This window comes from Pedobacter sp. AW31-3R (assembly GCF_052180285.1).
In the GTDB taxonomy this organism is placed as follows: domain Bacteria; phylum Bacteroidota; class Bacteroidia; order Sphingobacteriales; family Sphingobacteriaceae; genus Pedobacter.
The window spans coordinates 3,315,798-3,338,552 of the sequence record NZ_CP197475.1 but is presented as its reverse complement, the minus strand read 5'-3'; the positions used below and the strand labels follow the sequence as shown (position 1 = coordinate 3,338,552).

The window sequence follows — 22,755 nt, the reverse complement described above, 5'->3', positions numbered from 1 at the left end:
AAGCTGTTCTCCGTCAACATGCCCATAATATGGGCAATAATCCCTATTGGATGCAGCGGGTGCTTAACTGTTCAGTTTTATTCAATTCATTTATTGTACCAAGGGTAATCTTTTTGGAATTGAATGAGATGAATAATTCATATCTCCTAACGGTGGTATAGTATTTGAGTTTTGTTCAGCTATTCAGAATTAATGAAGCTCTTGATCATGTTTCTACCTAAAAATCCACTTCCCTATGAAAAATTCCACAACTTTCAGACTATGCGCTGTGATCTCTCTTCTTTTTTCTCTACAGAGTCAGTCCCTTTACGCCCAAAGGGATACCAGCAGTGTAAACAGCGATTTAAGTACAGGACCACAAAACCTGATTAAGGCGAGTGTGACTTCCGTATTCCTCAAGACCTATGTATTTCAATACGAACGCGCCATAGGTAAGAAAACAGCCCTTGCATTGGGCTTTAGTTTTATGCCCAGATCAGGTCCCCCATTAAAAGGTAAAATTGAAGACCTGGTAGACGATCAGGAGACCTGGGACCATGTGAAGGACTACCAGTCCTCCAACTATGCAATTACGCCGGAATTCCGCTATTATTTTGGCAAAGGCGTATTTCAGGGATTCTATGTAGCGCCATTTATGCGCTTTGCGAAGTATCAGGTAGATTTACCTTTTGAATATTCCTATACTCTTCCTCCGGACGAAAACACCATCCATGATACGCTTCCCATGGCCGGCAGCATCAATACCTTTACCGGAGGAATACTATTTGGTGCCCAATGGAAATTGAGCAAGGTGGTCTATCTCGATTGGTGGATCTTAGGCCCTAATTATGGAACAGCCTCAGGAAGCCTTAAAGGAAATAAGGCCCTCAACGAACAGGAACAGACTGCCTTGAGGCAGCAACTGGATGACCTGGGAGATATTCCGCTGGTGGACACGAAATATACCGTAACAGCAGATGGGGTGAAAGCAGATATTGATGGTCCCTGGGCAGGTGTACGTGCAGGAATCAATGTAGGGTTCCGCTTTTAAAAAACAGGAAAAAACTGAGTTCAGAAAGCAGGAAAAATTGCGCTGTCAGTTGCCAAATACAATGGGGCTGCCGAACAGCCCCATTGTTATAAACTTGTATCAGGTACCATTTCCATAAGTTCAGCTGAATACAACCAAACCCAGCGCAACAGCAAAGAATAAAAAGCTAAACATCTGCTTAACTGATCGTTTCTTTGATCAGCTTGGTATAAAAGTCATTTAGTTTCAATCCTGCAGCAGCAACCTGCTGGGGAATAAAACTGGTAGCGGTCTGTCCCGGTATGGTATTGATCTCGATAAAATAAAAATCAGCTTCATCGCCTGTAAGGATAAAATCAATACGGACCACCCCCCTGCAATTCAACTTTATATATACTGCCGTAGCAATTTCTTCTACGCGTTTGCGTGTTTCCGCTCTTAAAGGCGCGGGGGTAGTTTCCACGGCAACCCCAGGGGTATATTTCGCTTCGAAGTCAAAAAACTCCTTTGCAGTCTCCACTTCAGTGGCAGGCAGGACAGTGATTTTCCCATCCAGTTTAACCACACCCACCGTGAATTCCCTTCCTTCAATAAACTCTTCGATCAGGATCTGGGCATCTTCCTTAAATGCCTTATCAATCGCCGACTGCAGGTCATACTGGTTCTTCACTTTGCTCATTCCAATACTGCTGCCTCCATTATTGGGCTTCACGAAATATGGAAGTTGCAGTGACTGTTTAATATCCGACAGTTGATAAGGCGTCTTCTTAAAAATCTGAGCTGATTTGGCCACGTTTAATCCGGGAATATCCTGAACAATCGACTTGGTATAGCCCTTGTTCATCGTAATTGCTGAAGTCAGCGCATCACAGGTGGTATAAGGCAAGCCAAGCATATCAAAGTAGCCCTGAAGCTTTCCATCTTCACCCGGCGACCCATGGATGGCTATAAACACACCATCGAAGGTGATCTTATGGCCTTTTAAAGTCAGGGAAAAATCATTTCTGTCGATTTCAATTTTTACGGAATCTGCGGGCTCATAAAACCAGCCTTGCTGGGTAAGCATTATTTTGTAAACCTCAAACTTATCAGTATCAAGGTTATGCGCTATTGTCGCTGCACTTTTTACAGATATCACCCACTCACCTGTGGTTCCACCTGTTAATAATGCTATAGTTTTCTTCATCAGGATTTGTATATAATATGTTCCAAAAATATCAAATAGTTCATTCAGATAACATTTAAATTCCGATAAAATATTTTTTTAATCTAAATTTGAACCAAATACTTTACCATAAAAAACAAAAATGGCTAAATTCATATCCTATTTAAAAACTAAGTCCTTCAGAAACAACCTTCTTGCTGCCATTACCACTGTAATCGTGTTATTAATCATTGCCTTCTTTAGTTTAAGGTACTATACGAAACATGGTCAGGGACTCAATGTGCCAGCCGTAAAAGGTCTTTCATTCAACCAGGCAGTAGCCAAACTGGAAGAGCTGGGATTACGTTATGAAGTAGATTCTGCCTATATTATGGACATGCCACCCGGAACTGTAATTGACCAGGATCCTGAAGCTGAAACATTTGTTAAAGACAACAGAACCATATACCTGACGGTGAACAGGGCACAGGTCCCTACCGTAAAATTCCCCGACATCCAATTCAAGTCCTTCATAGAAGCGCAATCTATTATTAGCAGCTATGGCTTGAAAGTGGGCGATACGGTTTACAAAGCGGATGTGAGCAGGGATGTCGTACTGGATATCTCTTTTGCTGGCCAGGCCATCAAAGCAGGTGACATTATACCTAAGGGATCACGTATTGACCTGCTGCTGGGCGATGGCGGAGGCAATGAAGAAGTAGAAATTCCAAACTTATTGGGCTTCACCAAAGACGAAGCGGCCTTCTCCCTGAGAGGATCGAACCTTAAACTGGGAATAATAACCTATGAGGGAAATATCACAGACACAGCAAATGCCGTTATAGTAGCACAGAGTCCGGTGTTATCAGACAGTGTGGCCACTGTAAAAATAGGTACACCGGTAAACATTACACTTTCAAACAAAACAACAAACTAAAACAGACCAATTACCTGATATGACTACTGAAAATACCAAAACCACTAGACCGGCTGCAAAAATTATTCTAATAGCCATTTTAGTCATACTCGCAATTGGTGGATTTTATGGCCTGAAGCTTTATCAGGTATATTTCGCTGCCAATATTACCGGCAATGAAAAATACCTGTATATCAAAACCGGCGCCCATTTGGACGATGTTTACAAAGAGATCAAAAGCAAGGACCTGCTGACAGATATCGGAACCTTCAGTGAGGCGGCGGGCAAGATGGACCTGGCATTGAAGCTTAAGCCAGGACGTTACCGCCTGAAGAAAGGAATGAACAACCGGACACTGATTAACCTGATCAAATCGGGAAACCAGGAGCCGGTAAAAATCAAATTCCAGAACATCAGGAAAAAGGAAAACTTTGCGGCCTATCTTTCCAGGAGCCTGGAGGCCGATTCCCTATCCTTCCTAAAAGTGATTGACTCTGCAGCACTGGTAGAAAAATATGGTTTTACCACAGAAAACAGCTATACCATGTACATTCCGAATACCTATGAGATGTACTGGAACACCAGTCCTATTGAATTTTTCGAAAGGATGCAGAAGGAATTTGATAAATTCTGGACGGCTGAACGTAAACAAAAAGCGGCCGCATTGAATTTGTCTCCGCAACAGGTGGTGATACTCGCTTCTATTGTGGATGGCGAAGCCATTTACGATAAAGAAATGCCTATTATCGCCGGCTTATACCTGAACCGCTTAAACCGCGGTATCCTGCTGCAGGCTGACCCTACAGTAATCTTTGCCAATGATGATTTTACGGTAAAAAGGGTGACGAATGCTTTATTGCGGGTCGATTCCAAATACAATACTTATAAATATGCAGGGTTGCCTCCGGGCCCCATTATGATGCCGAGCATTAGTGCTATTGATGCCGTATTGAACAGAAATGTGAACAACTACATCTACATGTGTGCGAAGGAAGATTTTTCAGGATACCATGCATTTGCCGAAACAAAAGCGCAGCACGAAATCAATGCCAACAAGTACAGGGCTGCATTAAACAAGCGAAATATATTCAGATAACATGTATACACATAGCACCAAGATCAGAGTTAGATACAGCGAGACAGACCAGATGGGATACGTTTACAACGGAAACTACGCCCAGTATTATGAAGTGGGACGGGTAGAGATGTTACGGAGCCTGGATATGACTTATGGTTCTATGGAAGCTTATGGTGTGATGATGCCGCTGCTGGAAATGAACAGCAAGTTTATCAAACCGGCGTATTATGATCAGGAGATTACGATAAAGACAACAGTGAAAGATCTTCCTGGTGTCCGTATTGTGTTCAGCTATGAATTATTTAATGAGAAGGAAGAGCTGATTAACCTGGGCAGTACTACGCTGGTATTTTTTGATATGGAAAAGAAAAGACCCTGTCATCCCCCTCAATATTTCATGGACAGGATCACACAATATTTTACATAAATTGTTTTAGAAATTTATATTTGATGAAACTATTGTGACATTTACTTGTTGTTCCATTGCATACAGCAGTGCACGATAGTTTTATTAAATTTTATGAATGGATTGGTTACATAAACAACTTTTAAAAATAAGGCTCTACAGCTTATTTATTGACTGGACAAAAGTTTACGTACTCCCAGGGTTTAGTCCGCTCCCAATTTATACCGTAGCTGTATTTTTCTTTAAAGAGATCGGTAAAGATTCGCTTGTCAATAAGGCCTCTTCACTGGCCTATAACTTTATGCTCGCTATTTTTCCGGGGATCATCTTTTTATTTACCCTGATTCCCTTTATTCCGAAACGCATCGGTTTCCAGGACCAGCTGATGGTCCTGCTTCATCTCATCCTCCCTTCACAAGCTTTCCAGGCTTTTGAAACAACACTGGAAGAGATCATCAAAATACAGAATGGTAAATTATTGTCCTTTGGTATCCTCCTCTCTGTTTTTTTCGCCACTAACGGGGTCCACAACCTCATGAGAGCTTTTAATAAGTCATCTATGATCGTGGAAAAGAGAACATGGCTTAAACAGCGTTTAATCGCCCTGGTTTTGACCTTCGTGATTGCGATTTCTCTGATTGTAACGATTGCGGCGATGACCATCGGTGAGCTGTTGTTAAATTATATTGATAAAGGCCTGAACCTGCAGGGAAATTTCATTTCCTATGTGATTGATTTATCCAGGTGGGGATTGCTTGGTGTACTTTATTTTGTGACGATATCCATTTTGTACCGGTATGGGCCATCCAATGCCAAGAAATGGCGGTTTTTCAGTGCAGGTTCCTGGCTGGCCACCATACTTGCTTTTCTGACGATCTGGGGCTTTTCTTTTTATATCAATAACTTCGGTTCCTATAATAAAGTGTATGGTTCTATCGGTACACTGATCGTCATTATGATCTGGTTATACCTCAATTCCTTCATACTTTTATTGGGATTTGAGCTGAATGCGAGTGTTGACCTGTCAAAAAGAAGTGTCAAAATCATCAAACAACCCTTTAATTTGTTCAAAAAAGTGCCTTTAGAGGGCAGTAAACTGGCGAAATAAAAGTTTTTCTATCTAAGCATTAACCAGTTATCAATTTACTGTTAAAAAATCAACAACATTATTTGTGGATCCGATAGGTATTCGTACTTTTGTCGCGGAGAGTTGGCAGAGTGGTCGATTGCGGCAGTCTTGAAAACTGTTGACGTGTAACAGCGTCCGCGGGTTCGAATCCCCCACTCTCCGCAAATGTATAATCAAAATACACTAAAACGCTTTAAACTTATGTTTAAGGCGTTTTTTGTTTGCAGACTATCTTCAAAACCGCACATTTTATGGATCAAGTCATAAACTTGTGGAGGAGTCCTAAGAAGTTTTCGTTATTTCTTATAATTAAAGAGTGATTTGATTATTTTCTGCATACTCTTTGATGGTCGCATTGCGATTCATTAGAAGCTCTTCCATATATTTCTTGAGAAAAAGATAATCAGCAAGTTTCCCCAGAATTCCTAATGGAGATATATAAGAAAAAATATCGATCATGTTCGTTCCATTATTTATTAGTTGGAACTTATGAACGTGTTGAAATGATTTAAATGCACCTGATACCATTTCATCAGTAAAAGAATTGGGTTGGTCGAATTCCGTAATCTTAGAAGTCAACTCCTGAAAAAAGCCAAAATGCTTAGCCCGCCAGGTAACAGATTCACCAAGTTCTATCAACCCAGACATTCTGCCGGATATAACTGTTTCATGAGTATGCTTTGTAGAAACCTGATGTAGATCAATATTTCTGGAAAGATCAAATACAACACTAGGCTTTGCGAGAATGAATGTAGTCAGATATATGTTAGGCATCACTATTGGTATTAAAAAAAACGCCCATTCTTCTTCAAACTTTGCCTGTTATCGATAAAAGTCACTAATTCCAGCAAACCTTTCTTCGGCTTTATTCGATATACTACAGAAATATGAGGGATAATTACACCAATGTAGGTGTTTTTAGTTTTATAGGTCCTACGAGCGATAAAAGGCTCAGTACCTAAAGTGTCGAGATATTGGAACACTCTGGCAATGAATTTGTCAACCTCAGTCTGAGTCCAATTCTCTTTAAGATAATCAATATTCCGCTGAAAAGTTTCACCAGCTTTTTGAGACCAGACGATTGTCATTATTTATAACCAAACCTTTTTTTCGCCTCTTCGTGACTAAAAAAATTTCCGCTGTCAAGTTGATTTAACCCTTCTGACACATCATTCTGTTGACTTTTACTTAAGCCATCAAACCAATCCATATCTCTATTATTAATTAGCGACTTGATATCCTTGATAAGATTCACATCATCAGAATTGATTATCTGCTGTAACACATTAAGTTTCTCTGCCTGTCTGTTCATAAGAGTAAATTTACTGAAAATCTAAATAGAAATGAAAAATGTTGTTTGATTTGTTTTGGTCACACCAGCATTTAGGATCAACATGCTGAATTAAAATGGGTATATAGTCTATTTCATATAACTTACTGTTGTTACATCTGCAATCATTTTCCTTCCTTTATCAGGATTATCCCATAGATAAAGGCAAATCAAGGTGTGATTCAGCTTCGCTTTTGTTAATAGTTCAAGTCTTCGTTTACTTCCCTTCTCTCTCAAATTCATGTAAAAAACTGCTGCGGACTGTGCAAAGCAGACTATGGCTTTACTATCACCTTGAATGGTGATCACAGCTGGTCGTAAATGACAGCCCATAAGATTTTTGGTGTTTTGTGGTTCACCCGATACCAATCGTTTGGTATCATGATTGCATGATGTCACAAAAATCAAAATCATAAATGGAATGAATAGTTGTTTTTTTTGCTTCATATTTATGATTTTTTTAGCATAGTCTCTATTGAATGTAAATGTGTTTGATTTATATTTAAAGGCTGTTTTATATCCTATATATTTATTACAAGCATCAGCTATCCATATAAATGTTAAAAAGCTAACCCCTACATGTATCCCTTCATTCAAAAAGAATCAAACGAACTTTTATTTGGTTATTCGACGTTTGAATCAAACTCAACTTGTCATTAGGCTAATTCACTAATAAAGACACATTTTACAATAAAAAGGGGTAATGTAAATCGAGTTATTTCTTAAAATAATGAAGCTATTCATATATACCAATAAATCCTTCCAGTTCCTCACGATTATCTTCCCCCCACTGAGCAGTTGCTGCGATCACAGGAATCAGTTTATTACCTAGAGGCGTTAACTCATATTCCACCTTTAAAGGAAGTTCATTATAGGTAATTTTGTGAATGATACCATGTCCTATCAATTGATGGAGTTGTGTATCCAAAACCCTCCTCGATGCATTAGGGATTTTCCTTTGCAGTTCACTTGGACGCTTGAAGCCCGAATGTATACACCAGATTAGACTGATCTTCCATTTTCCATTGATAACCACCATAAACAGATGTAATCCGCATTCTAATGGGACAGATAGTTTTTTTTTGTATTCCGCCATAATTTCAAGTCCAAAGATAGGTCATATGAATATAATTTTAAATACGGATAAATTTACCCGTAATTGTACAGTCAGCTAAGTAGCTCTACTTTTGTATCAAAATTGAAAAAGAATGAATTATAATTTATTTGGAGCAAATACGGGATTAAAGGCTAGCCAGCTTATTTTAGGCGCTGCCAGTTTTGGAACCAGAAGTGGATATGGTGCTACTCCCGGGGAGGCCATGAAAATCCTGACCAGCTACGCTGAAGCTGGTGGTAATTTCATAGATACCGCGGATCGATATCAATTGGGAGAATCTGAAGAAATCGTTGGAAAGTTTATAGAACACCAACGCAGTAATTTCATCTTAAGTACCAAATACACGCGGAGCAGTGATACCAATCCTGGAATGTGTAATTATGGAAATCACAGAAAAGCAATGAGACAGGCTGTGGAAAGCAGTTTAAAACGGCTTCGCACAGATTATATAGATTTATATATGCCACATTTTGATGATGGCTATACACCATTGGATGAAATTGCAAGGGGATTGGAAGATTTAGTAACGTCTGGAAAAATTTTGTACACAGGTATTGCAAATTTTCCGGCATGGAAAATCTCAGCAATTGCTGGCCTTAGTAAGTTAAATGCTATCCAAATCGAATACAATCTTGTGCAGCGTACGGCAGATCGTGAATTTCTACCGATGGCTAAACAGTTAGGTCTGGCAACAATGATGTACTCACCATTGGCGGGAGGACTATTAACTGGAAAGTACAGACTAGGGGAAAACGGACGGTTAAATCAATCTGCGGTAGGTGTAAAGGAAAATGAGACAACTACAAAGCTAATTAATCTCCTGACCCAAATTGCAGGTGACCTTAATGTTCAGGCAGGTCAGGTAGCGTTAGCCTGGGTCCTGTCAAAAGGAGCCTTTCCGATAATTGGCGCGCGAACACTTCAACATTTAAACGATGCATTAACGATCATAAATTTGAGCGTTGAAAACATTACCAGTCTTGATGAAATCAGTGCTATCTCTTTAGGGTATCCACATGATTTGCTTTCTACTGTTCAAGGTTAAATAGCTGTTTTTAAAACAGCGTACAACTATAGCGTCCATTCCTATTTTAGGAGCAATTTGTACATAATTGCCCCTATTTTGAAAAAAATTAAACATCAGCCTATCTGTATGTTTTAATTGCGATTTCTATTTTTTCTCCAAGCGAGCTTCAACAATTGGACGCGCCATTTCATCAGTTTTAGCAAAGTTTGCAGCATCTTTACTAAAATCGGCTTAGTCTAATGCTCTTTGCAAGGCTTCTTTATTCAGACCCACATCATACTCGTGTTCTCCAGGATGTTGTCTCCATGATTTGTTTATTCTGCGCTTGTAAATTGATGCAGGTAATGATTAAAAAAGCTGATAGGAAAACTGTTTTTATTGTTTTTTGATATTATCAAATTCATTCCCCATCCAGCTCATTTTATTTCTCTATACTGTAGTTGACAGGTATCCATATATAACCATCAACATCGCGTCTCACATGTCCGATTCCCGGAAAAGAGATATGGTCGGCAGCAATGAAATAACCTCCATCAGCCGCCTGAGCATATGCTTTTTTACGCTGAGCAGCAGCCTTCACTTTGTCAAAGTCATATTCATTGGGAATTCCCGCATCAGAAAATTGTATAGCAGTCACATGGATAAGGTCTCCCCAGAATACCAGTTTTTTCCCTTTACTATCCAGAGCATATACAGTATGCCCTGCCGTATGACCAGCATACTCATGTGCACTTAATCCCGGGAACAAAGTGGTGTCACCGCTAAAAGTCCTAACCCGTCCTGCATCTAAATAAGTTTTAAAGCTTAGATAAGATTGCCTGTTACTAATTATTCCCCTAGTATCCGAATCATTTACTTTTTCGTGTATTTTCCAAAAATCGACCTCTTTTTGATTAATGTGGACAATAGCATTCGGAAAAATCATCTTTCCACTGCTACTTAGCCCACCTGTATGATCCAGATGGATATGGGTAATGAGTATATCGGTCACCTCTTCAGGTTTGAAGCCAGCTTTTCTGAAGCTGTTAATAAGTGCGCCACCAAAATGCGGACCAAATAGATTTCCCGATCCTGCATCTACAAGGATCAATCTTTTTTCTGCTCTGATTAAATAGGTATTGATAGATGTTTCTACCGTATCTGACAGGAATTCCTTTTTTAAAAGTGCAGGGATTTTATTGTCATTATTTAACAGTGCCTTAGCATCTACAGGAACAGTACCATCAGCTAATGCTATAATCTCAAAATCTCCAATTGACAAATGATAATAACCAGCCTGGTTACTTCTTTGCTGTGCATTAACACGGCCTGAAATGAGACTGATCAAGACGATAATCAGTACGGATAAATTGTTCTTTTTCATTTTTCATCAATTAGTTACGCAAAGTTACTATTGATTTATTTACCTTTGAAACTGATATTTCAAATAGTGGATACCTTTTTGTAACTAATATGGCTAACGAAATTTTTATCTGTCACAATTGTCCAATGACCAGGACAATGGCAACAATTGGTACCAAGTGGAAGCCGATCATCATTTATACTATTGGCTTAAAACAGCAAAGATTCGGTCTTATCCACGCTAAAATGGGTCTGATCAGTAAGAAGATCCTGACAGAACAATTAAAAGAATTAGAGGAAGACGGTATTGTAAAAAGAGAGGCTTTCAAGGAAATGCCTCCCAGGGTAGAATATATGCTGACGGATAAAGGAATTGAGCTATTACCAATATTAAATATGCTGACAGAATGGAACTCAAGGCACCATCAATCTGAATTACAATGATAAAAGATTGCTTATTAAGAAGATGTTAAGGCTTCAGCTTGATTCTCATTACCGTCCCTGGTTTGTCGATGCTAACCAAATCCCTCTTCTTTACCAGAAAAAGGTCTGAAAATCGTAAGATAGCAGGCTTTTTGTATTCATAGTTTCTAAAAAATCTATAACTTCTGATATTGTAATTATTCTCTGTTCAGCAGGACTTCCCCGATCTTTCCCTGACTATTCCTAACCTTCAGGATTGCAGTATTCCCTTTCATTACCTCTTCAGACTCTCCGTTAACCCACTTACAAAGATCCATAGTTTCACAGGACTTACCATCAATTGCTAAAATCTGATCCCCCACATCCAATTTACCTTTCAAAGATTCCCATACAACACCCACTACCAGTTTCCCTTGCTCAATCACAGGTTTCATGGGCCAGGTCCTCTCCTGCATATCATTGCTTAATTTTAGGGGTTCAAAGTAGAATAAATGATTCACGAAATCCAGAGTTACCGTTCCATAATCCAACAACCTGGTACCGATCCTGCTGTTGTTACTTTTTGCAGTTTCGGTCATTACATGATCAAAAATACAGCCATTAATCGCCATAGGCAGCATCTTCAGGCGGGATAGGCTATCGGGAGACTGCAAGCCCAATAAACTCCTCCGACTTGCCCCATAACCAACGGCCAACTTTTCAAAAACACCACTTTTCGCCAACTTGGAAGCATCTTTACCACTCAGCCTTAAAAAATTATTTGTACCCGTATCAAAACCAACTTTAAGTGTTTTCTTTCCTGAAAGATGCAGGATGAAAAAAGGATAACTCTGTGGTTCTCCAGTGATCAGTGCAGTCGGGTTATTGTTGTTCAGCTTAATTTTTGACTGATCGTCCGTTATAATCATAACCTTCGAATGCTGAACAAACTGTATGATGGAGTTGCGCATCGCATTGCTGCCAATCACTCCATCAATACCAATACATCCGTACAATTCACTGTTGGCAACCAGGGCAGGAATATCTTTAAAAACAAGCCCATGTAGTTTAAATTCAGGCAAAGAGACAATATCCAGAGAGGTTTTGTTTCCTGCTGCATCGGTAATCTCTGTCTGATTAATCAGCTGTGGCTTCAGTTCGCTGAAGAGCGTATTGGTGATCTGCGTAGGTGCACCTGTGTCAAAAAGAAACCTGCGTCTGACGCCATTAAACTCAACAGTCAGGTATATACGTCCGTTGATAAATTCGTAAGGTACTTGCTGATAATAGTTTTTTACACTAATGCCTCCCCTATTAAACGTGACCCTTTGGGCAAAACACGAAGTGCTAAGGAATAGAATGAATAATGGCCATATAAAATATTTCATAGAAAAGCACAGCGTATAGAAGGTAAATTTAGTGCGGGAAAAACTTTAGAAGGCAATAACCAGCCAGGGTTTCTCTTCCAGGCCCAATATACGTTTCTTATCACGAAATCTATTAAAATAAGAATAGATTTATTCCATAAACCAGGCCTTCTTTATCTACATGAAAATGTATGGGCAAAGGAGTTACCAGAATAAACCCCGCAGGCTTGCCAGGCAAGGAGCTGCGGGGTGGCAACCGCTACGTTACAGATCTTTATCGTCGAACATTTTTGCGTCGCGGGTATTCTTTTGTACGGCAATGGCCGAAAACATGCTTAGACAGAATGCCATGGCATAGAAACCTTTCTCACTTAGCGTGATATCAGCATTCCACAGACCAATCGTCAACAGGACCATTGCCGCAATGGTAGCAAACCAACTCAGGCTGTAATAAAGATCCGTAACGGCAAGTCCTTCCGATCGGTCCCTCACACTTTTTTGTACTGAGATGACTGCGAATAAGCCGAATAATAAAATGGTGAAATAATAGCCTTTTTCGTTCAACTCCATACTTGCATTCCATAAGCCGATGCAATATCCTACTGCTCCTGTCAATAAGGCGAACCAGGAAGCGCCAATAAATGCGGCAGTGGGTTTAAATGGATTTCTAGTTTTTTCGCCATGTTTTACCATTGCTGAATTTTCTTCTGTTCTTTGTTGTAGCGGTTCCATATTTATTTTGTTTTAGTGATGAATATGGAAGCAAATGTCGGTTGTAAAATAGACCTGTAAAAGTCAGAATACACAAATTACTGACGATATATTTTATAATTATCGTACTTTTACAGACATCAATTTAACCATATGGATTCCATTCAAGAACTGATTCAGTTACTCAATAGTGCAGATAAGAAGCTTTTCAGGCAGTTTTTAGAACGAAAAAACAAAAGGTCAGACGTGAAGAATCTGCAGTTACTTGATTTGATAGAAACTGACGATATAGATGGATTAAAAAATATCTACGAGTCTGAGAAAAACAACGATGCCTACCATGCTTTACGGAAAAGGTTGCAGGATAGTTTACTCCTATTCTTGTCGCAGAAAACCTTTGAGAGTAATCATTCTGAAACCTATGATGCATTGCGCCTGGTTGTCGTGGGACGGTTTTTGTTAGAAAATGATGTGGTCAAGGTCGCATTCAAATGTTTGGATAAGGCGGAACGCCTAGCGGAGCATCTGGAGCAATTTAATTTGTTAAATGAGCTATTGTTGCTAAAGCTACAGTACGCCCATCTGTCTGGAGCACAAGACCTCGAAACATTGACCGAGCGTTTCCTGCGAAATCAATCGGATATGCAACGCGAGGCCAAGCTCAATATGGCTTATGCCTTTCTGAGGCTTGAACTGCAAGAGATCCACCTGAAGGGAAAGATCGTTAATTTGACGGCGTTGATGCTGACGACAATCCGGAAATACAAAATTTCCTTACAAGATCTGATGACGTATAAGTCCATTTACCAGATTCTTTTCATTGCGAATGAATATGCAGCCATACAACAGAATTATGGTCTTATAGAGCGCTATATCAACCGAACGAATCAATTTATACTAGACCAGCCGCATAAAAAGCAATCTTATCTATTTTACCATATATCCATCCTGTATTTTTTGGCGAACTTTCATCTACGCCGAAGGGATTTTGAAAGGAGTGCGTCCTATTTAAAAGAAATGATGGCTTTAATGGAGACGGATAGCCGTTACTACACGCTGTTTTATTTACGTCACCAGTTACTCTCTGCACTTAACTTATTCTTTACAGGCTTAGCAAACGATGCGATTACTTTATTGCAGGCATCGTTATCCAATACAAAACTTAGTTCTAAACCTGAAGATATCGAGGATGTACGCATATGCCTGACCATGTTTTTAGCCCTCTGCAATGACAGGGGAAGTTTAAAACAGCTGACCTTACTGACGCGCACTGATGCCTGGTATGAAAAGAAAATGGGGATGTTGTGGACCATTCGAAAAAATCTGATGGAAATTTTGGTTCAGGCGCAGTTCTCCAATATTGAGCTTGCTATGTCCAGGCTAAGCAGCTTTCGGCGACGATATAAAAAATATCTGCTAAAAACCTCGGAGGAACGCGTACTGTTGTATCTGAAACTGGTTGAAAAATATCTATTAAAGCCTGATATGGCTTTTGATAAGGCGTATAGAAATACGGTTTTAGCGCAGCTGGAAAGCGTAAAAAACAACGATATCTTCACTCTGAGCTTTATCGCCTGGTTGATTGCACGTTGGGAGAAAAAAACAGCGCATCAAGTTGTATTGACGCTCATCGAGGGTGATAATATTGTGCAATCATAATACTGTATTGGCATGATTCCACGGCAAACTTGCCGTAGTGTCGTTACAGGGAAAAATACGGAAAGTTATCTTTTCAACAACAGTACATTACATTCTTCAACCTATTGATGTACGACTACTTCTTAAAATTTAATAAAAGTGCTATCCAATAAATTTAAATATGTATTTTACCTCATCAATCATACAGCATTTATCATCATGAAAACTATTCTAACATTCATATTCATCGCATTAATTTCGTTTGCAGGTTTTTCACAAAGCATTCCACAAAATCACCTGCCCATTCAAAAGCAAGATAAAATATATGCCTATATCTTGGTACAGGGCAAACTATTGTCTAAGAAACTAAAGGTGAAGGTTGATTTTGGGGACACGGAAGAACAACTAAAAGCAGGCGAGGAATATTCCCAAATACTGACAAACAAGAAATCATATGCAGCCATCCTGAATTATATGGTGGAAAATGGATTTGAACTTATACAGACTCTTGATTATACAGATGTTTATTCCGGAAGCGGCGGAACGAGTGGGGTTGTATTTATCATGAAGAAAATGTGATTTTTCAAAGCTAAGATCAACCACCGATAAAAATCAAATCACTATCGGGTCTTGCAGGTGTTCCTTCTGCCCCTACTGCAAATGATGTCTTCACTACTTTTCCGGAATTATAGGTGAACATAATGCAATCCGTCATCAGGTGATTTGCCTGCTTCATCAGTAAGGCAGTATTGCAAATAAGTCCTCCCCTGCAGCATACCGCTAAATCAGCAGCAACTTATGCTTAATCCGTTCATTAAAAGAAGAAGCACTTTTAAGTCTTGTACTATGCTTATCATTTAATATAAAGACAAAGCCCCCTTTGAAATACTTTTGTATTTCTTTGATCTTATGCTTATTGATGATATAACTCCGGTGAATCCTGATAAACTCGGGTGGCAGCCGTTCTTCCAGATAACTGAGTGGATTATCCAGCAACTTTTCATCATCAGCGGTATGCAGGTACACATACTTATCCTTCGCTTCAAAAAAGCAAATGTCACTTACCGGGATCAGCTGTATTTTGTGCCCGGACTTCACAGGAATTGTACTGATAGCCTCCCTTGTTTCAGTTCCCTTAACCAGTTCTTTTAATTGGGCATACACATCTGCCTTTTCAATCTTCCTATCCAGCACACGCTGTACCGTCATCGACAGCCGTTCAGATGAGACCGGTTTGAGCAGATAGTCGAGCGAATTGTTCTCAAAAGCCGCCACAGCATATTCATCGTACGCCGTTACAAATACAATCAGGGGTTGGCAGGTTAAGCGGCTAAGTACCCCAAAGCCATTAATTTCCGGCATCTGTATATCCAGGAACACCAGATCCGGACATTGGGTATTGATCAGTTTTACTGCCGAAAGACCATCTAATGCAACACCACTGATATTGATCTGGGGATGGGCCTGAAGCTCATTTCGCAAACGCGCTATGGCAACCGGCTCATCATCTACCAATACGGCATTAATTTGTCTGAGGAAGGGTAATGCGCACATATTTATTGGGATTATTGATCAGTTCCAGTGTGTAATTATTTTCGTAAAGCAATTTCAGCTTGTTCATGATGATGGTCAATCCATGTCCCGTACCCGGCAAATCGGGGAAGTCAGGCCCGGAATCACCAACCTCCAGTATCAGCTTTTGATTCTCAATACGGATCTGAACATGAATCAATCCAGCTGAGGCCAATTGCTCAATACCATGTTTCACCGCATTTTCAACCAGTGGCTGTAAGATGAATGAGGGAATCCGTTGAAACCTGATTTCCGGGTCAATAACAATTTCATATCTCAACCGGCTCCCATAACGTATCTGCTGCAATTGCAGGTAAGTCTCGATAATATCCAGTTCATCGTTGATCTGGTGTAAACCCGCACTGGTTTTACTTAAGGTAGACCTGAAAAATTTTGATAACAATAAGATCATTTGCTCTGCCCGTGTTGGATCAGTACTGATCAGGCCGGCAATGGTATTGTGTACATTGTATAAAAAATGCGGATTGATCTTTGCCCTTAAGAGTTCCAGCTCTGCTTCAGTCTGCTGCTTTTCCAACTGTAGCAGACGGTATTGCTGGGTGACCAGCCTCATATTCAGGTTCTCCTTTGCTTCTTCACTCACATAAATCGGGATACCGGTAACCAGTACAATCAGGATATTCAGTATATAAATATTACCTCCCCTGAATAAGACAAAGGAACTATCTTTTTGTAATAACACCTGAAACCACAGGGTTAGCTCAGTACCATTCAAGGCAATCACACACAGCATCACAATCATGACCAGCATTTTTATACTTTGGTGGGGAGTAATCCATAAGAAATACCGGCGTTTGTAAATGCAGATCATCATCAGGGAACCGATGATCACTGTCGAAACCAGAGAAGTCACTACACGTTGCCAGTGCGGATCGTAAGTCATGTAAAGATATCCGCCGAAAGACAGGCCAATTAACAGGCAGGCCAATAGTGTTTTAATGGCGGGATGCATAATCAGTGGATAGTGTTTTCCTGACAACTTGTTTTTTTTGAGCTTTTGAAGCATGATTTAAGCTGATGAAGATAACAACAATCCAGCATAAACCCAGAACTGAAGGCAGGAACTGACTGTAAGGATGATATTGTGGAAGCACCGTTCCGGCAAACGCCGATGCCAGGCCGCTCATTGCACTGATCATTTTATATACATGTTCGTAAATGGCGGCCTGGCGGCGAAAATCAGTACTTAACCTGCTCCTGACCAAATCGTATACCGTAACCAGTAATAAGGCACCAAGGGTGGAATAGGTAACTACAGGCGACCAGTAAAGTGAAGAGGATTGCAGATGATAATAGTAAAGTCCCCCGGTAGCAAGTAAGCACACAGAACTATCCTATCCAGCAGCATTGTTTTATGGCCTTTCAATTGTATCGCCCGGATTCCGCTGAAACAATTATACCCGCTCAATAAAGTAATCACTATCAGAAAACTATTGCGCTGAAAAATAAAAATCCCTACAAGCCCCGTAACCACAACCATGGCCATCATCCAGACGAACCAACGACCCAGCCTGGTATGCCATTTTGTTTTCCGGTAAAGGAGGGCAGCACTAAAGCCTAAGCCCAATGCAAGTGTGCCGGCGATCACATGAATGATAATATTGATATGGTGTATGAAATGCATAGCTTAGTTATTAATCTCTGCAAAACACTTAGAATAAAGCTAAATCATCAAGTTTTTTCCGACGAGCTGGCGCTGGAGCAGGACGAAACAGCTATAATTGATTACCAATTATCAGTCCTGAAAGTAGCTGCCGGCAAGCCCGCTGTATTGAACAAAGTACCTACCGCACAATTTGCAAATGCATAACGCACCGCTACAGGCTGACTAACCTTATCACTCCATACCACTAAGGCTCCTTTTTTCCCGATTTCAATTCGCGCAGGATAAAAAACCTTATCCTCACCCGCAACTTCAAATCCTGTGTCTTCGGTAGATGCGGAGTAAAGTCCATTAGCGGCATAATCAAAGTTGATACTGATCCGGTTGCCCTTAATTTCATGGATAGATTTATACACTGGCCCGCTGTACGTGATACCTTTAATCGTGTAGGTATTTGCCAAAGCCCAGTAGGCAAGCCGATCTCCTATCACTTCCTTTTCCGGCGGATGGATCAGGTTACACATGCCGATGTCGGTCGTTACCGCCATCCCTGTATTTTCAACAGATTTCATCACCCGTAGCTGCGCATCTCTCAGCATGCCCGACTGGTTCTTCCCATAATCAAAAGGAGCAATCTGTACAAAATAAAAAGGGAAATTCCCCTGTTCCCAGTTCTTTCTCCAGCAACTGATCATTCCGGTGAAATAATCCTGGTACCGCCAATGGTTGACTACATTATTTTCCCCCTGATACCATAAACAACCTTTAATGGTGTATCCAACAAGCGGATGAACCATCCCATTGTACAATAAGGAAGGTGTTCGGTTTAACCTTTTATCGTCTATCTCAGCCGGGACTTTAACGTCACTGAATGCAGTGATCGCCTGCTGGTCCATCCAGGCTTCAACAGTAGATCCGCCCCAGGAACTTACCATTAAGCCTACAGGGACATTTAATACCTGCTGAAGCTTCTTCCCATAAGCATAGGCCACAGCACTAAAACTACCTGTATTTTCGGGAGATGCTTTGAACCAGCTGCCTTTGACATCATCAACAGGAACCACACTTGTATTTTTTTTCACAGTAAACAGCCTGATCTGATCATTTGCAGAATTCAGGATCATTTCATTGCTGCCCTTTACCGGCTGATTCATCCGCCCTATCACCGGCATTTCCATATTGGATTGCCCAGAACAAAACCATACTTCACCTGCAAGCACATCATTGATGACAACTTCAGTACTTCCGGAAATACGGATCTGATATGGCCCGCCAGCCTTCGGCGTCAGGATTTTTAATCGCCATTTCCCCTGTTCATCTGCCCTGGCAGTGCTGTTGTCATTCCATCCTGCGGCTACCCGAACGATAGTTCCGGGCTCATCTGTCCCCCAAATGGAGACTTCAGCATTTTGCTGTACTACCATACCATGGCTAAAAAACTGGGGTAACCTTGTTTTTGCGAAGGCAGGTAAAGCACATGCCATCAGCAGATATAAAAATAAATTCTTCATTATTCAACGTCTATAAGTACAGGAAAATGATCTGAAGGGAATTTGCCGGCGAAAACATCCGTCAAAATTCCATACCGCAACACTTTAAAGTGCCTGGTCAGAAAAATATGGTCAATCCGCTCGTCGGAATTGCGGGTAATGTTAAAACCATTAAAGGTGCCATTCGGCAGGTAAGGGTTTTTAGCCAGGAGACAGGCATCTTTTAACAAGCCCGACTGTTGCAGAAGCTGGTAGTTTTCGGTATGCTGACTGAAGTTAAAATCGCCACATAAAGCTGCAGGCGCTGTCCCGGCAATCGCTGCAATCTTTTTAAGCAAAAGTGCCGTACTTTTCCTGCGTGCTTCAATACCTACGTGATCCATATGGGTATTGAAATAAAAAAAGATAAAGTTGGTTTTAACATCTTTCAGTTGCACCCAGGTACAACTTCTTGCATACTTGGCATCCCAGCCCTTTCCTTCGCTCTCCGGATTTGCCGAAAGCCAGAAATGGCCACTTTTTAACAAGCTGTACTTACCGGATTTAAAAAATATCAGGGAACTGTTTTGTCCATTGCGCTTATCCGTTGCCACAACGGTATAATCGCTTAAGTCGCCCTCTAAATCTGCCAACTGGTTGGATTTTGCTTCCTGAACCCCAAAAACATCGAAGTCATGAAAACGGATCAATCCGCTTACCATGGCTTTCCGGTCTACCCAGGTATTTGCAGGCGCATCTTTGAGCAGGTCAGCACGTATGTTATAGGTCGCCATGCGGACCTGTGCAACCGCACAGACCTGCAGGGAACATACCATCACGATAAAAAATAATCTCCTCATTACTTTTCGTTTTTATAAATGGAGAAATCGTCAAGACTCAACCGGCCATTCTCAATCCCGGGGTTTTTCTTTCCACCGCCAAGACCAGCTTTTGCAATCCTGAAACGCACTCTTCCTTTAATGTCGAGGTCAAATTTAGCCGCCTGCTTGATCTTGCTTTTGGCGGTAATTTCCTCCCCTGCCTTCTCCCAGCTTTTGCCTTTGTCGGTTGAGTATTCCAGGGTAAACTTGCTCGGCTTATCTGCTTTTGCCCCATAACTGCTATACCAGATGATCACTTTGGAGGCACCTTCTACAACATCAAAATCCATTTGCGCGTACACTGGCTGGGGATTATAACCAATCATCCTTATGGCAAACTCTCCGCTTGTTGGCCTGTCATTTCCGGTACTGTCTAACCTTGAACCTACAAATGTCCATTTTCCACTGAGCAGTTCCATACTTCTTGTTTGGTAGTCTGTACCTGTATCCCCCTTGCTTTCAAAGCTTTCAGGAAATTTAGGGTACAACATCCCTTTCTGGGCTTTCACACTATAGGCTGTACCCGCCAGTAACAGGCTCAGGGCAATCTGAAATTTAATCGCTTTCATCTTTTTATGTTTTAACCAGGGCTTCTGATCTTAACCATCCTTTCAGCTATCACGATCAGAAGGTCCCTGTTGAATTTATCTTTTTATACTTATAATTGGTTAATTGGGTATCATTTGTCCACCAAGGCTTAAGACAGCTGTTGCTGTCCCTGTCGGGGTTCTGCCAATGGAATAAGAACCAGAATTCAGGTTGCTGAATCCCCAGGCATACATGCGCAGGGTAACTGTTGTACCTGAAGGAATGTGCTGCAGTTCCGGTGTCTGGTAGACCAGATAAGTTGGCATATCCTGTCCCTCGGTCGCGTTGCCCTCATAGTTTACATCCCCCGTACCTGATGTCTCTTTGAAGTTCATCCCATCCAGACTGTAATACCAGCGGTGGCTTCTTGCACCGGCGGCCGACCTCCTGAGCTTGACATCAATTGCCGAAAGGGATAATTCATATCCTTCTTTCACACTGAAAGTAACCTGATAATAGGTGTCTAAACTTAGGGCCTGTTCCTTGGTCAGTGGTATCGTTGTACCTGTTGCAGTAGAAGCAAAACTCCTCACCAGTGAGCTGATCCCCAGGCCAGGTCCCCGACTCAATACAGCGGTGGTTAAGTTCTCATGGTTGGTCGTTGCATTACTGCTCAATTCGTTGCCAAACGTAGCCGGACTACCAAACTGCCATGCCGTAAGCACCTCATAGGAAGGCACGGGATTCGGAACAGGTCCACCGCCAGCCACCGGGTTTTCATAGATGGCCAGATCGTCCATACTAAAGCGGCCATTCTGGTTATTCGTACTAGAGGTACCAATACCGACCTTACCAACCCGGAAACGTACCGCTCCCCTGATATCCATCAGGAAAGTAAATTGCTGTTTGGTCTTGCTCACCGTCAGGATATCATTGCCTATCTGGCTCCAGGTTAAACCCTGGTTTTGGGAGCATTCCAAACGCCAGGTAGAGCCCATATCTGCCGAGGCACCATAAGAGCCTGCCCAAATGGTCACTTTTGTTGCCCCGTTTGGAAGATCATAATCCATTGCCGTCCAGGAACTGCTTGCAGAATTCTGATTGAGGCGCAAGGCCGTAATTCCACTAACCGGATAATCGTTCGCATCCTTTCCTATGGCCACATTCGTCAGCGTATAAGACCCTGTCGCAAACCTTCCCGTTTTCGTTCCATAACCGGCAACAGCGGTCAATGCCGCATCCGGATTTTCAAAATCTTCCGGAAAACCGGCATACAAGGCACCACTCTGCTCCGCAATACTTCCACTGTTCAATGGCCACAGCTCTTTCCCAGCCTCCCCTGCTTCATTGGCAGATGAAGCATTAAATCTGGCAATGCCGACATAAGAAGCATTAACCGGCACATGATCAGCAGCAAAGGCTGCAGTACTTTCCGTATGCAAAATTCCCTTTTTTCCGCTTGCATCAGACAGTTGCACATTTCCCGCTAAGGTAGTTGAACCGGAAGAGGAACCGTCAACATGCGCTACCTTCACCAACGTACTTTCATAGCTGGAAAACAGGAGATCTAAATTCGCCAGGCTCACCTGTGCAGGTTGAAGCTGGATATTTTGACCTACTTTTTCTACAGCAGCAGGCTGAGGGCCATTGATCTGCAGTACGCCATTCACCCGATTAATGGATGAGCCTTCCACATTTAGCCTGACTGAATCACCCATTTTAAAGGGCACCTCTTCATCTCCGAGATGAATTTCAATACCGCGGGTGATTGTCCGGCTGGTTTGCTGAATCACCAATACCCCTTTGGGAATATTTCCCGCTGCCGCATCAGAGATGACCACCCCTGTGATTTTCGTGGCGCCGCTCATATTCGAGCGACTAAGGGTAACGGCTTCCCCTTTATAAATACCCCTCACATCCACCAATGCAATAAAGTCATTTGGTGTACCCGATGCAGGAAAAACATCTTCTTTTAAACACCCTGAAAATACGATCAATACCAGCATGAGTATTGAAAAGGCCAAGGTGCTGTTCTTCAATTTTATTGCGCTATAAGACTTCATCAT

At 41.3% G+C, this 22,755-nt stretch carries 27 protein-coding genes and 1 tRNA gene; 10 read left to right on the top strand and 18 right to left on the bottom strand.

Annotated elements, in window-relative coordinates; genetic code table 11:
• Positions 1-235: 235 nt before the first annotated feature.
• A complete protein-coding gene (locus ACSBL2_RS13740; protein ID WP_442587102.1) occupies positions 236-1,030 on the top strand; it encodes a DUF3575 domain-containing protein in 795 nt (264 codons plus the stop codon).
• A gap of 178 nt (positions 1,031-1,208) precedes the next feature.
• Here the strand turns inward: ACSBL2_RS13740 and ACSBL2_RS13735 are convergent, their stop codons facing one another.
• Entirely contained in the window at positions 1,209-2,195 is a 987-nt protein-coding gene (locus ACSBL2_RS13735) for a D-alanine--D-alanine ligase (RefSeq protein WP_442587101.1), read from the bottom strand.
• A 121-nt stretch (positions 2,196-2,316) separates the two neighbouring features.
• On the opposite strand from ACSBL2_RS13735, the gene ACSBL2_RS13730 reads away from it, so the two are divergent.
• From ACSBL2_RS13730 to ACSBL2_RS13710, 5 genes are all read left to right on the top strand, one after another.
• The gene (locus ACSBL2_RS13730; protein WP_442587100.1) at positions 2,317-3,090 is read left to right on the top strand and encodes a PASTA domain-containing protein; all 774 of its coding nucleotides are present in this window, start codon (positions 2,317-2,319) and stop codon (positions 3,088-3,090) included.
• A 19-nt stretch (positions 3,091-3,109) separates the two neighbouring features.
• On the top strand, positions 3,110-4,165 hold the full coding sequence (mltG, locus tag ACSBL2_RS13725) for an endolytic transglycosylase MltG (protein WP_442587099.1): 1,056 nt from the start codon (positions 3,110-3,112) through the stop codon (positions 4,163-4,165).
• A 1-nt stretch (position 4,166) separates the two neighbouring features.
• Positions 4,167-4,574: an acyl-CoA thioesterase gene (locus ACSBL2_RS13720; RefSeq protein ID WP_442587098.1), complete on the top strand. Its 408-nt coding sequence runs from the start codon at positions 4,167-4,169 to the stop codon at positions 4,572-4,574.
• Positions 4,575-4,671: 97 nt separating this feature from the next.
• A complete protein-coding gene (locus ACSBL2_RS13715) occupies positions 4,672-5,661 on the top strand; it encodes a YihY/virulence factor BrkB family protein (RefSeq protein ID WP_442587097.1) in 990 nt (329 codons plus the stop codon).
• A 96-nt stretch (positions 5,662-5,757) separates the two neighbouring features.
• Positions 5,758-5,844: transfer RNA gene (locus tag ACSBL2_RS13710), tRNA-Ser, on the top strand.
• Between the two features lie 147 nt (positions 5,845-5,991).
• On the opposite strand, the gene ACSBL2_RS13705 is transcribed toward ACSBL2_RS13710, so the two are convergent.
• From ACSBL2_RS13705 to ACSBL2_RS13685, 5 genes are all read right to left on the bottom strand, one after another.
• A complete protein-coding gene (locus ACSBL2_RS13705; protein WP_442587096.1) occupies positions 5,992-6,456 on the bottom strand; it encodes an SRPBCC family protein in 465 nt (154 codons plus the stop codon).
• An 11-nt stretch (positions 6,457-6,467) separates the two neighbouring features.
• The gene (locus ACSBL2_RS13700) at positions 6,468-6,770 is read right to left on the bottom strand and encodes a type II toxin-antitoxin system RelE/ParE family toxin (protein ID WP_442587095.1); all 303 of its coding nucleotides are present in this window, start codon (positions 6,768-6,770) and stop codon (positions 6,468-6,470) included.
• Positions 6,770-6,994 carry a hypothetical protein gene (locus ACSBL2_RS13695; protein ID WP_442587094.1) on the bottom strand — a complete coding sequence of 75 codons (225 nt, stop codon included), beginning with the start codon at positions 6,992-6,994 and terminating at the stop codon, positions 6,770-6,772. Before ACSBL2_RS13695 ends, ACSBL2_RS13700 begins: the two co-directional genes overlap by 1 nt.
• A 108-nt stretch (positions 6,995-7,102) precedes the next feature.
• On the bottom strand, positions 7,103-7,459 hold the full coding sequence (locus ACSBL2_RS13690) for a hypothetical protein (protein WP_442587093.1): 357 nt from the start codon (positions 7,457-7,459) through the stop codon (positions 7,103-7,105).
• A 289-nt stretch (positions 7,460-7,748) separates the two neighbouring features.
• Complete coding sequence (locus tag ACSBL2_RS13685; RefSeq protein WP_442587092.1) at positions 7,749-8,108, bottom strand: winged helix-turn-helix transcriptional regulator; 360 nt, start codon at positions 8,106-8,108, stop codon at positions 7,749-7,751.
• 112 nt (positions 8,109-8,220) lie between these two features.
• Here ACSBL2_RS13685 and ACSBL2_RS13680 point away from each other — a divergent pair, with 112 nt between their 5' ends.
• Positions 8,221-9,174, top strand: coding sequence for an aldo/keto reductase (locus ACSBL2_RS13680; RefSeq protein ID WP_442587091.1), 954 nt, complete (start codon positions 8,221-8,223; stop codon positions 9,172-9,174).
• Between the two features lie 403 nt (positions 9,175-9,577).
• Here the strand turns inward: ACSBL2_RS13680 and ACSBL2_RS13675 are convergent, their stop codons facing one another.
• Positions 9,578-10,519 (bottom strand): MBL fold metallo-hydrolase, encoded by a 942-nt coding sequence (locus ACSBL2_RS13675; protein ID WP_442587090.1) that lies wholly within the window; start codon positions 10,517-10,519, stop codon positions 9,578-9,580.
• Between the two features lie 137 nt (positions 10,520-10,656).
• On the opposite strand from ACSBL2_RS13675, the gene ACSBL2_RS13670 reads away from it, so the two are divergent.
• Positions 10,657-10,941 (top strand): winged helix-turn-helix transcriptional regulator, encoded by a 285-nt coding sequence (locus tag ACSBL2_RS13670; protein ID WP_442587089.1) that lies wholly within the window; start codon positions 10,657-10,659, stop codon positions 10,939-10,941.
• 176 nt (positions 10,942-11,117) lie between these two features.
• Here ACSBL2_RS13670 and ACSBL2_RS13665 read toward each other — a convergent pair whose 3' ends face one another.
• Both ACSBL2_RS13665 and yiaA read right to left on the bottom strand, forming a co-directional pair.
• Positions 11,118-12,287 (bottom strand): retropepsin-like aspartic protease, encoded by a 1,170-nt coding sequence (locus ACSBL2_RS13665; protein ID WP_442587088.1) that lies wholly within the window; start codon positions 12,285-12,287, stop codon positions 11,118-11,120.
• Positions 12,288-12,530: 243 nt separating this feature from the next.
• A complete protein-coding gene (gene yiaA, locus ACSBL2_RS13660; protein WP_442587087.1) occupies positions 12,531-12,998 on the bottom strand; it encodes an inner membrane protein YiaA in 468 nt (155 codons plus the stop codon).
• A gap of 132 nt (positions 12,999-13,130) precedes the next feature.
• Between yiaA and ACSBL2_RS13655 the strand changes: the two genes are divergently transcribed.
• Together ACSBL2_RS13655 and ACSBL2_RS13650 are read left to right on the top strand one after the other, a co-directional pair.
• Positions 13,131-14,636 carry a hypothetical protein gene (locus ACSBL2_RS13655; RefSeq protein ID WP_442587086.1) on the top strand — a complete coding sequence of 502 codons (1,506 nt, stop codon included), beginning with the start codon at positions 13,131-13,133 and terminating at the stop codon, positions 14,634-14,636.
• A gap of 198 nt (positions 14,637-14,834) precedes the next feature.
• Positions 14,835-15,194: a hypothetical protein gene (locus ACSBL2_RS13650; protein WP_442587085.1), complete on the top strand. Its 360-nt coding sequence runs from the start codon at positions 14,835-14,837 to the stop codon at positions 15,192-15,194.
• A 16-nt stretch (positions 15,195-15,210) separates the two neighbouring features.
• Here ACSBL2_RS13650 and ACSBL2_RS13645 read toward each other — a convergent pair whose 3' ends face one another.
• The 9 genes from ACSBL2_RS13645 to ACSBL2_RS13605 all read right to left on the bottom strand — a co-directional run bounded on the left by ACSBL2_RS13645 (position 15,211) and on the right by ACSBL2_RS13605 (position 22,755).
• Positions 15,211-15,351, bottom strand: a complete 141-nt coding sequence (locus tag ACSBL2_RS13645; RefSeq protein WP_442587084.1) for a hypothetical protein — start codon at positions 15,349-15,351, stop codon at positions 15,211-15,213.
• 44 nt (positions 15,352-15,395) lie between these two features.
• The gene (locus ACSBL2_RS13640) at positions 15,396-16,169 is read right to left on the bottom strand and encodes a LytR/AlgR family response regulator transcription factor (protein WP_442587083.1); all 774 of its coding nucleotides are present in this window, start codon (positions 16,167-16,169) and stop codon (positions 15,396-15,398) included.
• Entirely contained in the window at positions 16,138-17,187 is a 1,050-nt protein-coding gene (locus ACSBL2_RS13635) for a sensor histidine kinase (protein ID WP_442587082.1), read from the bottom strand. The genes ACSBL2_RS13640 and ACSBL2_RS13635 overlap by 32 nt, the downstream gene beginning before the upstream one ends.
• Positions 17,144-17,533, bottom strand: coding sequence for a hypothetical protein (locus ACSBL2_RS13630; protein ID WP_442587081.1), 390 nt, complete (start codon positions 17,531-17,533; stop codon positions 17,144-17,146). Before ACSBL2_RS13630 ends, ACSBL2_RS13635 begins: the two co-directional genes overlap by 44 nt.
• Entirely contained in the window at positions 17,461-17,832 is a 372-nt protein-coding gene (locus ACSBL2_RS13625) for a hypothetical protein (protein WP_442587080.1), read from the bottom strand. Before ACSBL2_RS13625 ends, ACSBL2_RS13630 begins: the two co-directional genes overlap by 73 nt.
• A 101-nt stretch (positions 17,833-17,933) precedes the next feature.
• Positions 17,934-19,322, bottom strand: a complete 1,389-nt coding sequence (locus ACSBL2_RS13620; RefSeq protein ID WP_442587079.1) for a sialate O-acetylesterase — start codon at positions 19,320-19,322, stop codon at positions 17,934-17,936.
• A complete protein-coding gene (locus ACSBL2_RS13615; RefSeq protein WP_442587078.1) occupies positions 19,322-20,140 on the bottom strand; it encodes an endonuclease/exonuclease/phosphatase family protein in 819 nt (272 codons plus the stop codon). Before ACSBL2_RS13615 ends, ACSBL2_RS13620 begins: the two co-directional genes overlap by 1 nt.
• A complete protein-coding gene (locus ACSBL2_RS13610) occupies positions 20,140-20,730 on the bottom strand; it encodes a hypothetical protein (RefSeq protein ID WP_442587077.1) in 591 nt (196 codons plus the stop codon). The genes ACSBL2_RS13615 and ACSBL2_RS13610 overlap by 1 nt, the downstream gene beginning before the upstream one ends.
• Before the next feature lie 99 nt (positions 20,731-20,829).
• Positions 20,830-22,755 (bottom strand): DUF5689 domain-containing protein, encoded by a 1,926-nt coding sequence (locus ACSBL2_RS13605; RefSeq protein ID WP_442587076.1) that lies wholly within the window; start codon positions 22,753-22,755, stop codon positions 20,830-20,832.

Bases quoted from the DNA above. Each gene is read 5' to 3' on its own strand.
- ACSBL2_RS13740 (WP_442587102.1), top strand. From the start codon at position 236: ATGAAAAATTCCACAACTTTCAGACTATGCGCTGTGATCTCTCTTCTT.
- ACSBL2_RS13735 (WP_442587101.1), bottom strand. From the start codon at position 2,195: ATGAAGAAAACTATAGCATTATTAACAGGTGGAACCACAGGTGAGTGG.
- ACSBL2_RS13730 (WP_442587100.1), top strand. From the start codon at position 2,317: ATGGCTAAATTCATATCCTATTTAAAAACTAAGTCCTTCAGAAACAAC.
- mltG (WP_442587099.1), top strand. From the start codon at position 3,110: ATGACTACTGAAAATACCAAAACCACTAGACCGGCTGCAAAAATTATT.
- ACSBL2_RS13720 (WP_442587098.1), top strand. From the start codon at position 4,167: ATGTATACACATAGCACCAAGATCAGAGTTAGATACAGCGAGACAGAC.
- ACSBL2_RS13715 (WP_442587097.1), top strand. From the start codon at position 4,672: ATGGATTGGTTACATAAACAACTTTTAAAAATAAGGCTCTACAGCTTA.
- ACSBL2_RS13705 (WP_442587096.1), bottom strand. From the start codon at position 6,456: ATGCCTAACATATATCTGACTACATTCATTCTCGCAAAGCCTAGTGTT.
- ACSBL2_RS13700 (WP_442587095.1), bottom strand. From the start codon at position 6,770: ATGACAATCGTCTGGTCTCAAAAAGCTGGTGAAACTTTTCAGCGGAAT.
- ACSBL2_RS13695 (WP_442587094.1), bottom strand. From the start codon at position 6,994: ATGAACAGACAGGCAGAGAAACTTAATGTGTTACAGCAGATAATCAAT.
- ACSBL2_RS13690 (WP_442587093.1), bottom strand. From the start codon at position 7,459: ATGAAGCAAAAAAAACAACTATTCATTCCATTTATGATTTTGATTTTT.
- ACSBL2_RS13685 (WP_442587092.1), bottom strand. From the start codon at position 8,108: ATGGCGGAATACAAAAAAAAACTATCTGTCCCATTAGAATGCGGATTA.
- ACSBL2_RS13680 (WP_442587091.1), top strand. From the start codon at position 8,221: ATGAATTATAATTTATTTGGAGCAAATACGGGATTAAAGGCTAGCCAG.
- ACSBL2_RS13675 (WP_442587090.1), bottom strand. From the start codon at position 10,519: ATGAAAAAGAACAATTTATCCGTACTGATTATCGTCTTGATCAGTCTC.
- ACSBL2_RS13670 (WP_442587089.1), top strand. From the start codon at position 10,657: ATGGCAACAATTGGTACCAAGTGGAAGCCGATCATCATTTATACTATT.
- ACSBL2_RS13665 (WP_442587088.1), bottom strand. From the start codon at position 12,287: ATGAAATATTTTATATGGCCATTATTCATTCTATTCCTTAGCACTTCG.
- yiaA (WP_442587087.1), bottom strand. From the start codon at position 12,998: ATGGAACCGCTACAACAAAGAACAGAAGAAAATTCAGCAATGGTAAAA.
- ACSBL2_RS13655 (WP_442587086.1), top strand. From the start codon at position 13,131: ATGGATTCCATTCAAGAACTGATTCAGTTACTCAATAGTGCAGATAAG.
- ACSBL2_RS13650 (WP_442587085.1), top strand. From the start codon at position 14,835: ATGAAAACTATTCTAACATTCATATTCATCGCATTAATTTCGTTTGCA.
- ACSBL2_RS13645 (WP_442587084.1), bottom strand. From the start codon at position 15,351: ATGAAGCAGGCAAATCACCTGATGACGGATTGCATTATGTTCACCTAT.
- ACSBL2_RS13640 (WP_442587083.1), bottom strand. From the start codon at position 16,169: ATGTGCGCATTACCCTTCCTCAGACAAATTAATGCCGTATTGGTAGAT.
- ACSBL2_RS13625 (WP_442587080.1), bottom strand. From the start codon at position 17,832: ATGCATTTCATACACCATATCAATATTATCATTCATGTGATCGCCGGC.
- ACSBL2_RS13620 (WP_442587079.1), bottom strand. From the start codon at position 19,322: ATGAAGAATTTATTTTTATATCTGCTGATGGCATGTGCTTTACCTGCC.
- ACSBL2_RS13615 (WP_442587078.1), bottom strand. From the start codon at position 20,140: ATGAGGAGATTATTTTTTATCGTGATGGTATGTTCCCTGCAGGTCTGT.
- ACSBL2_RS13610 (WP_442587077.1), bottom strand. From the start codon at position 20,730: ATGAAAGCGATTAAATTTCAGATTGCCCTGAGCCTGTTACTGGCGGGT.
- ACSBL2_RS13605 (WP_442587076.1), bottom strand. From the start codon at position 22,755: ATGATGAAGTCTTATAGCGCAATAAAATTGAAGAACAGCACCTTGGCC.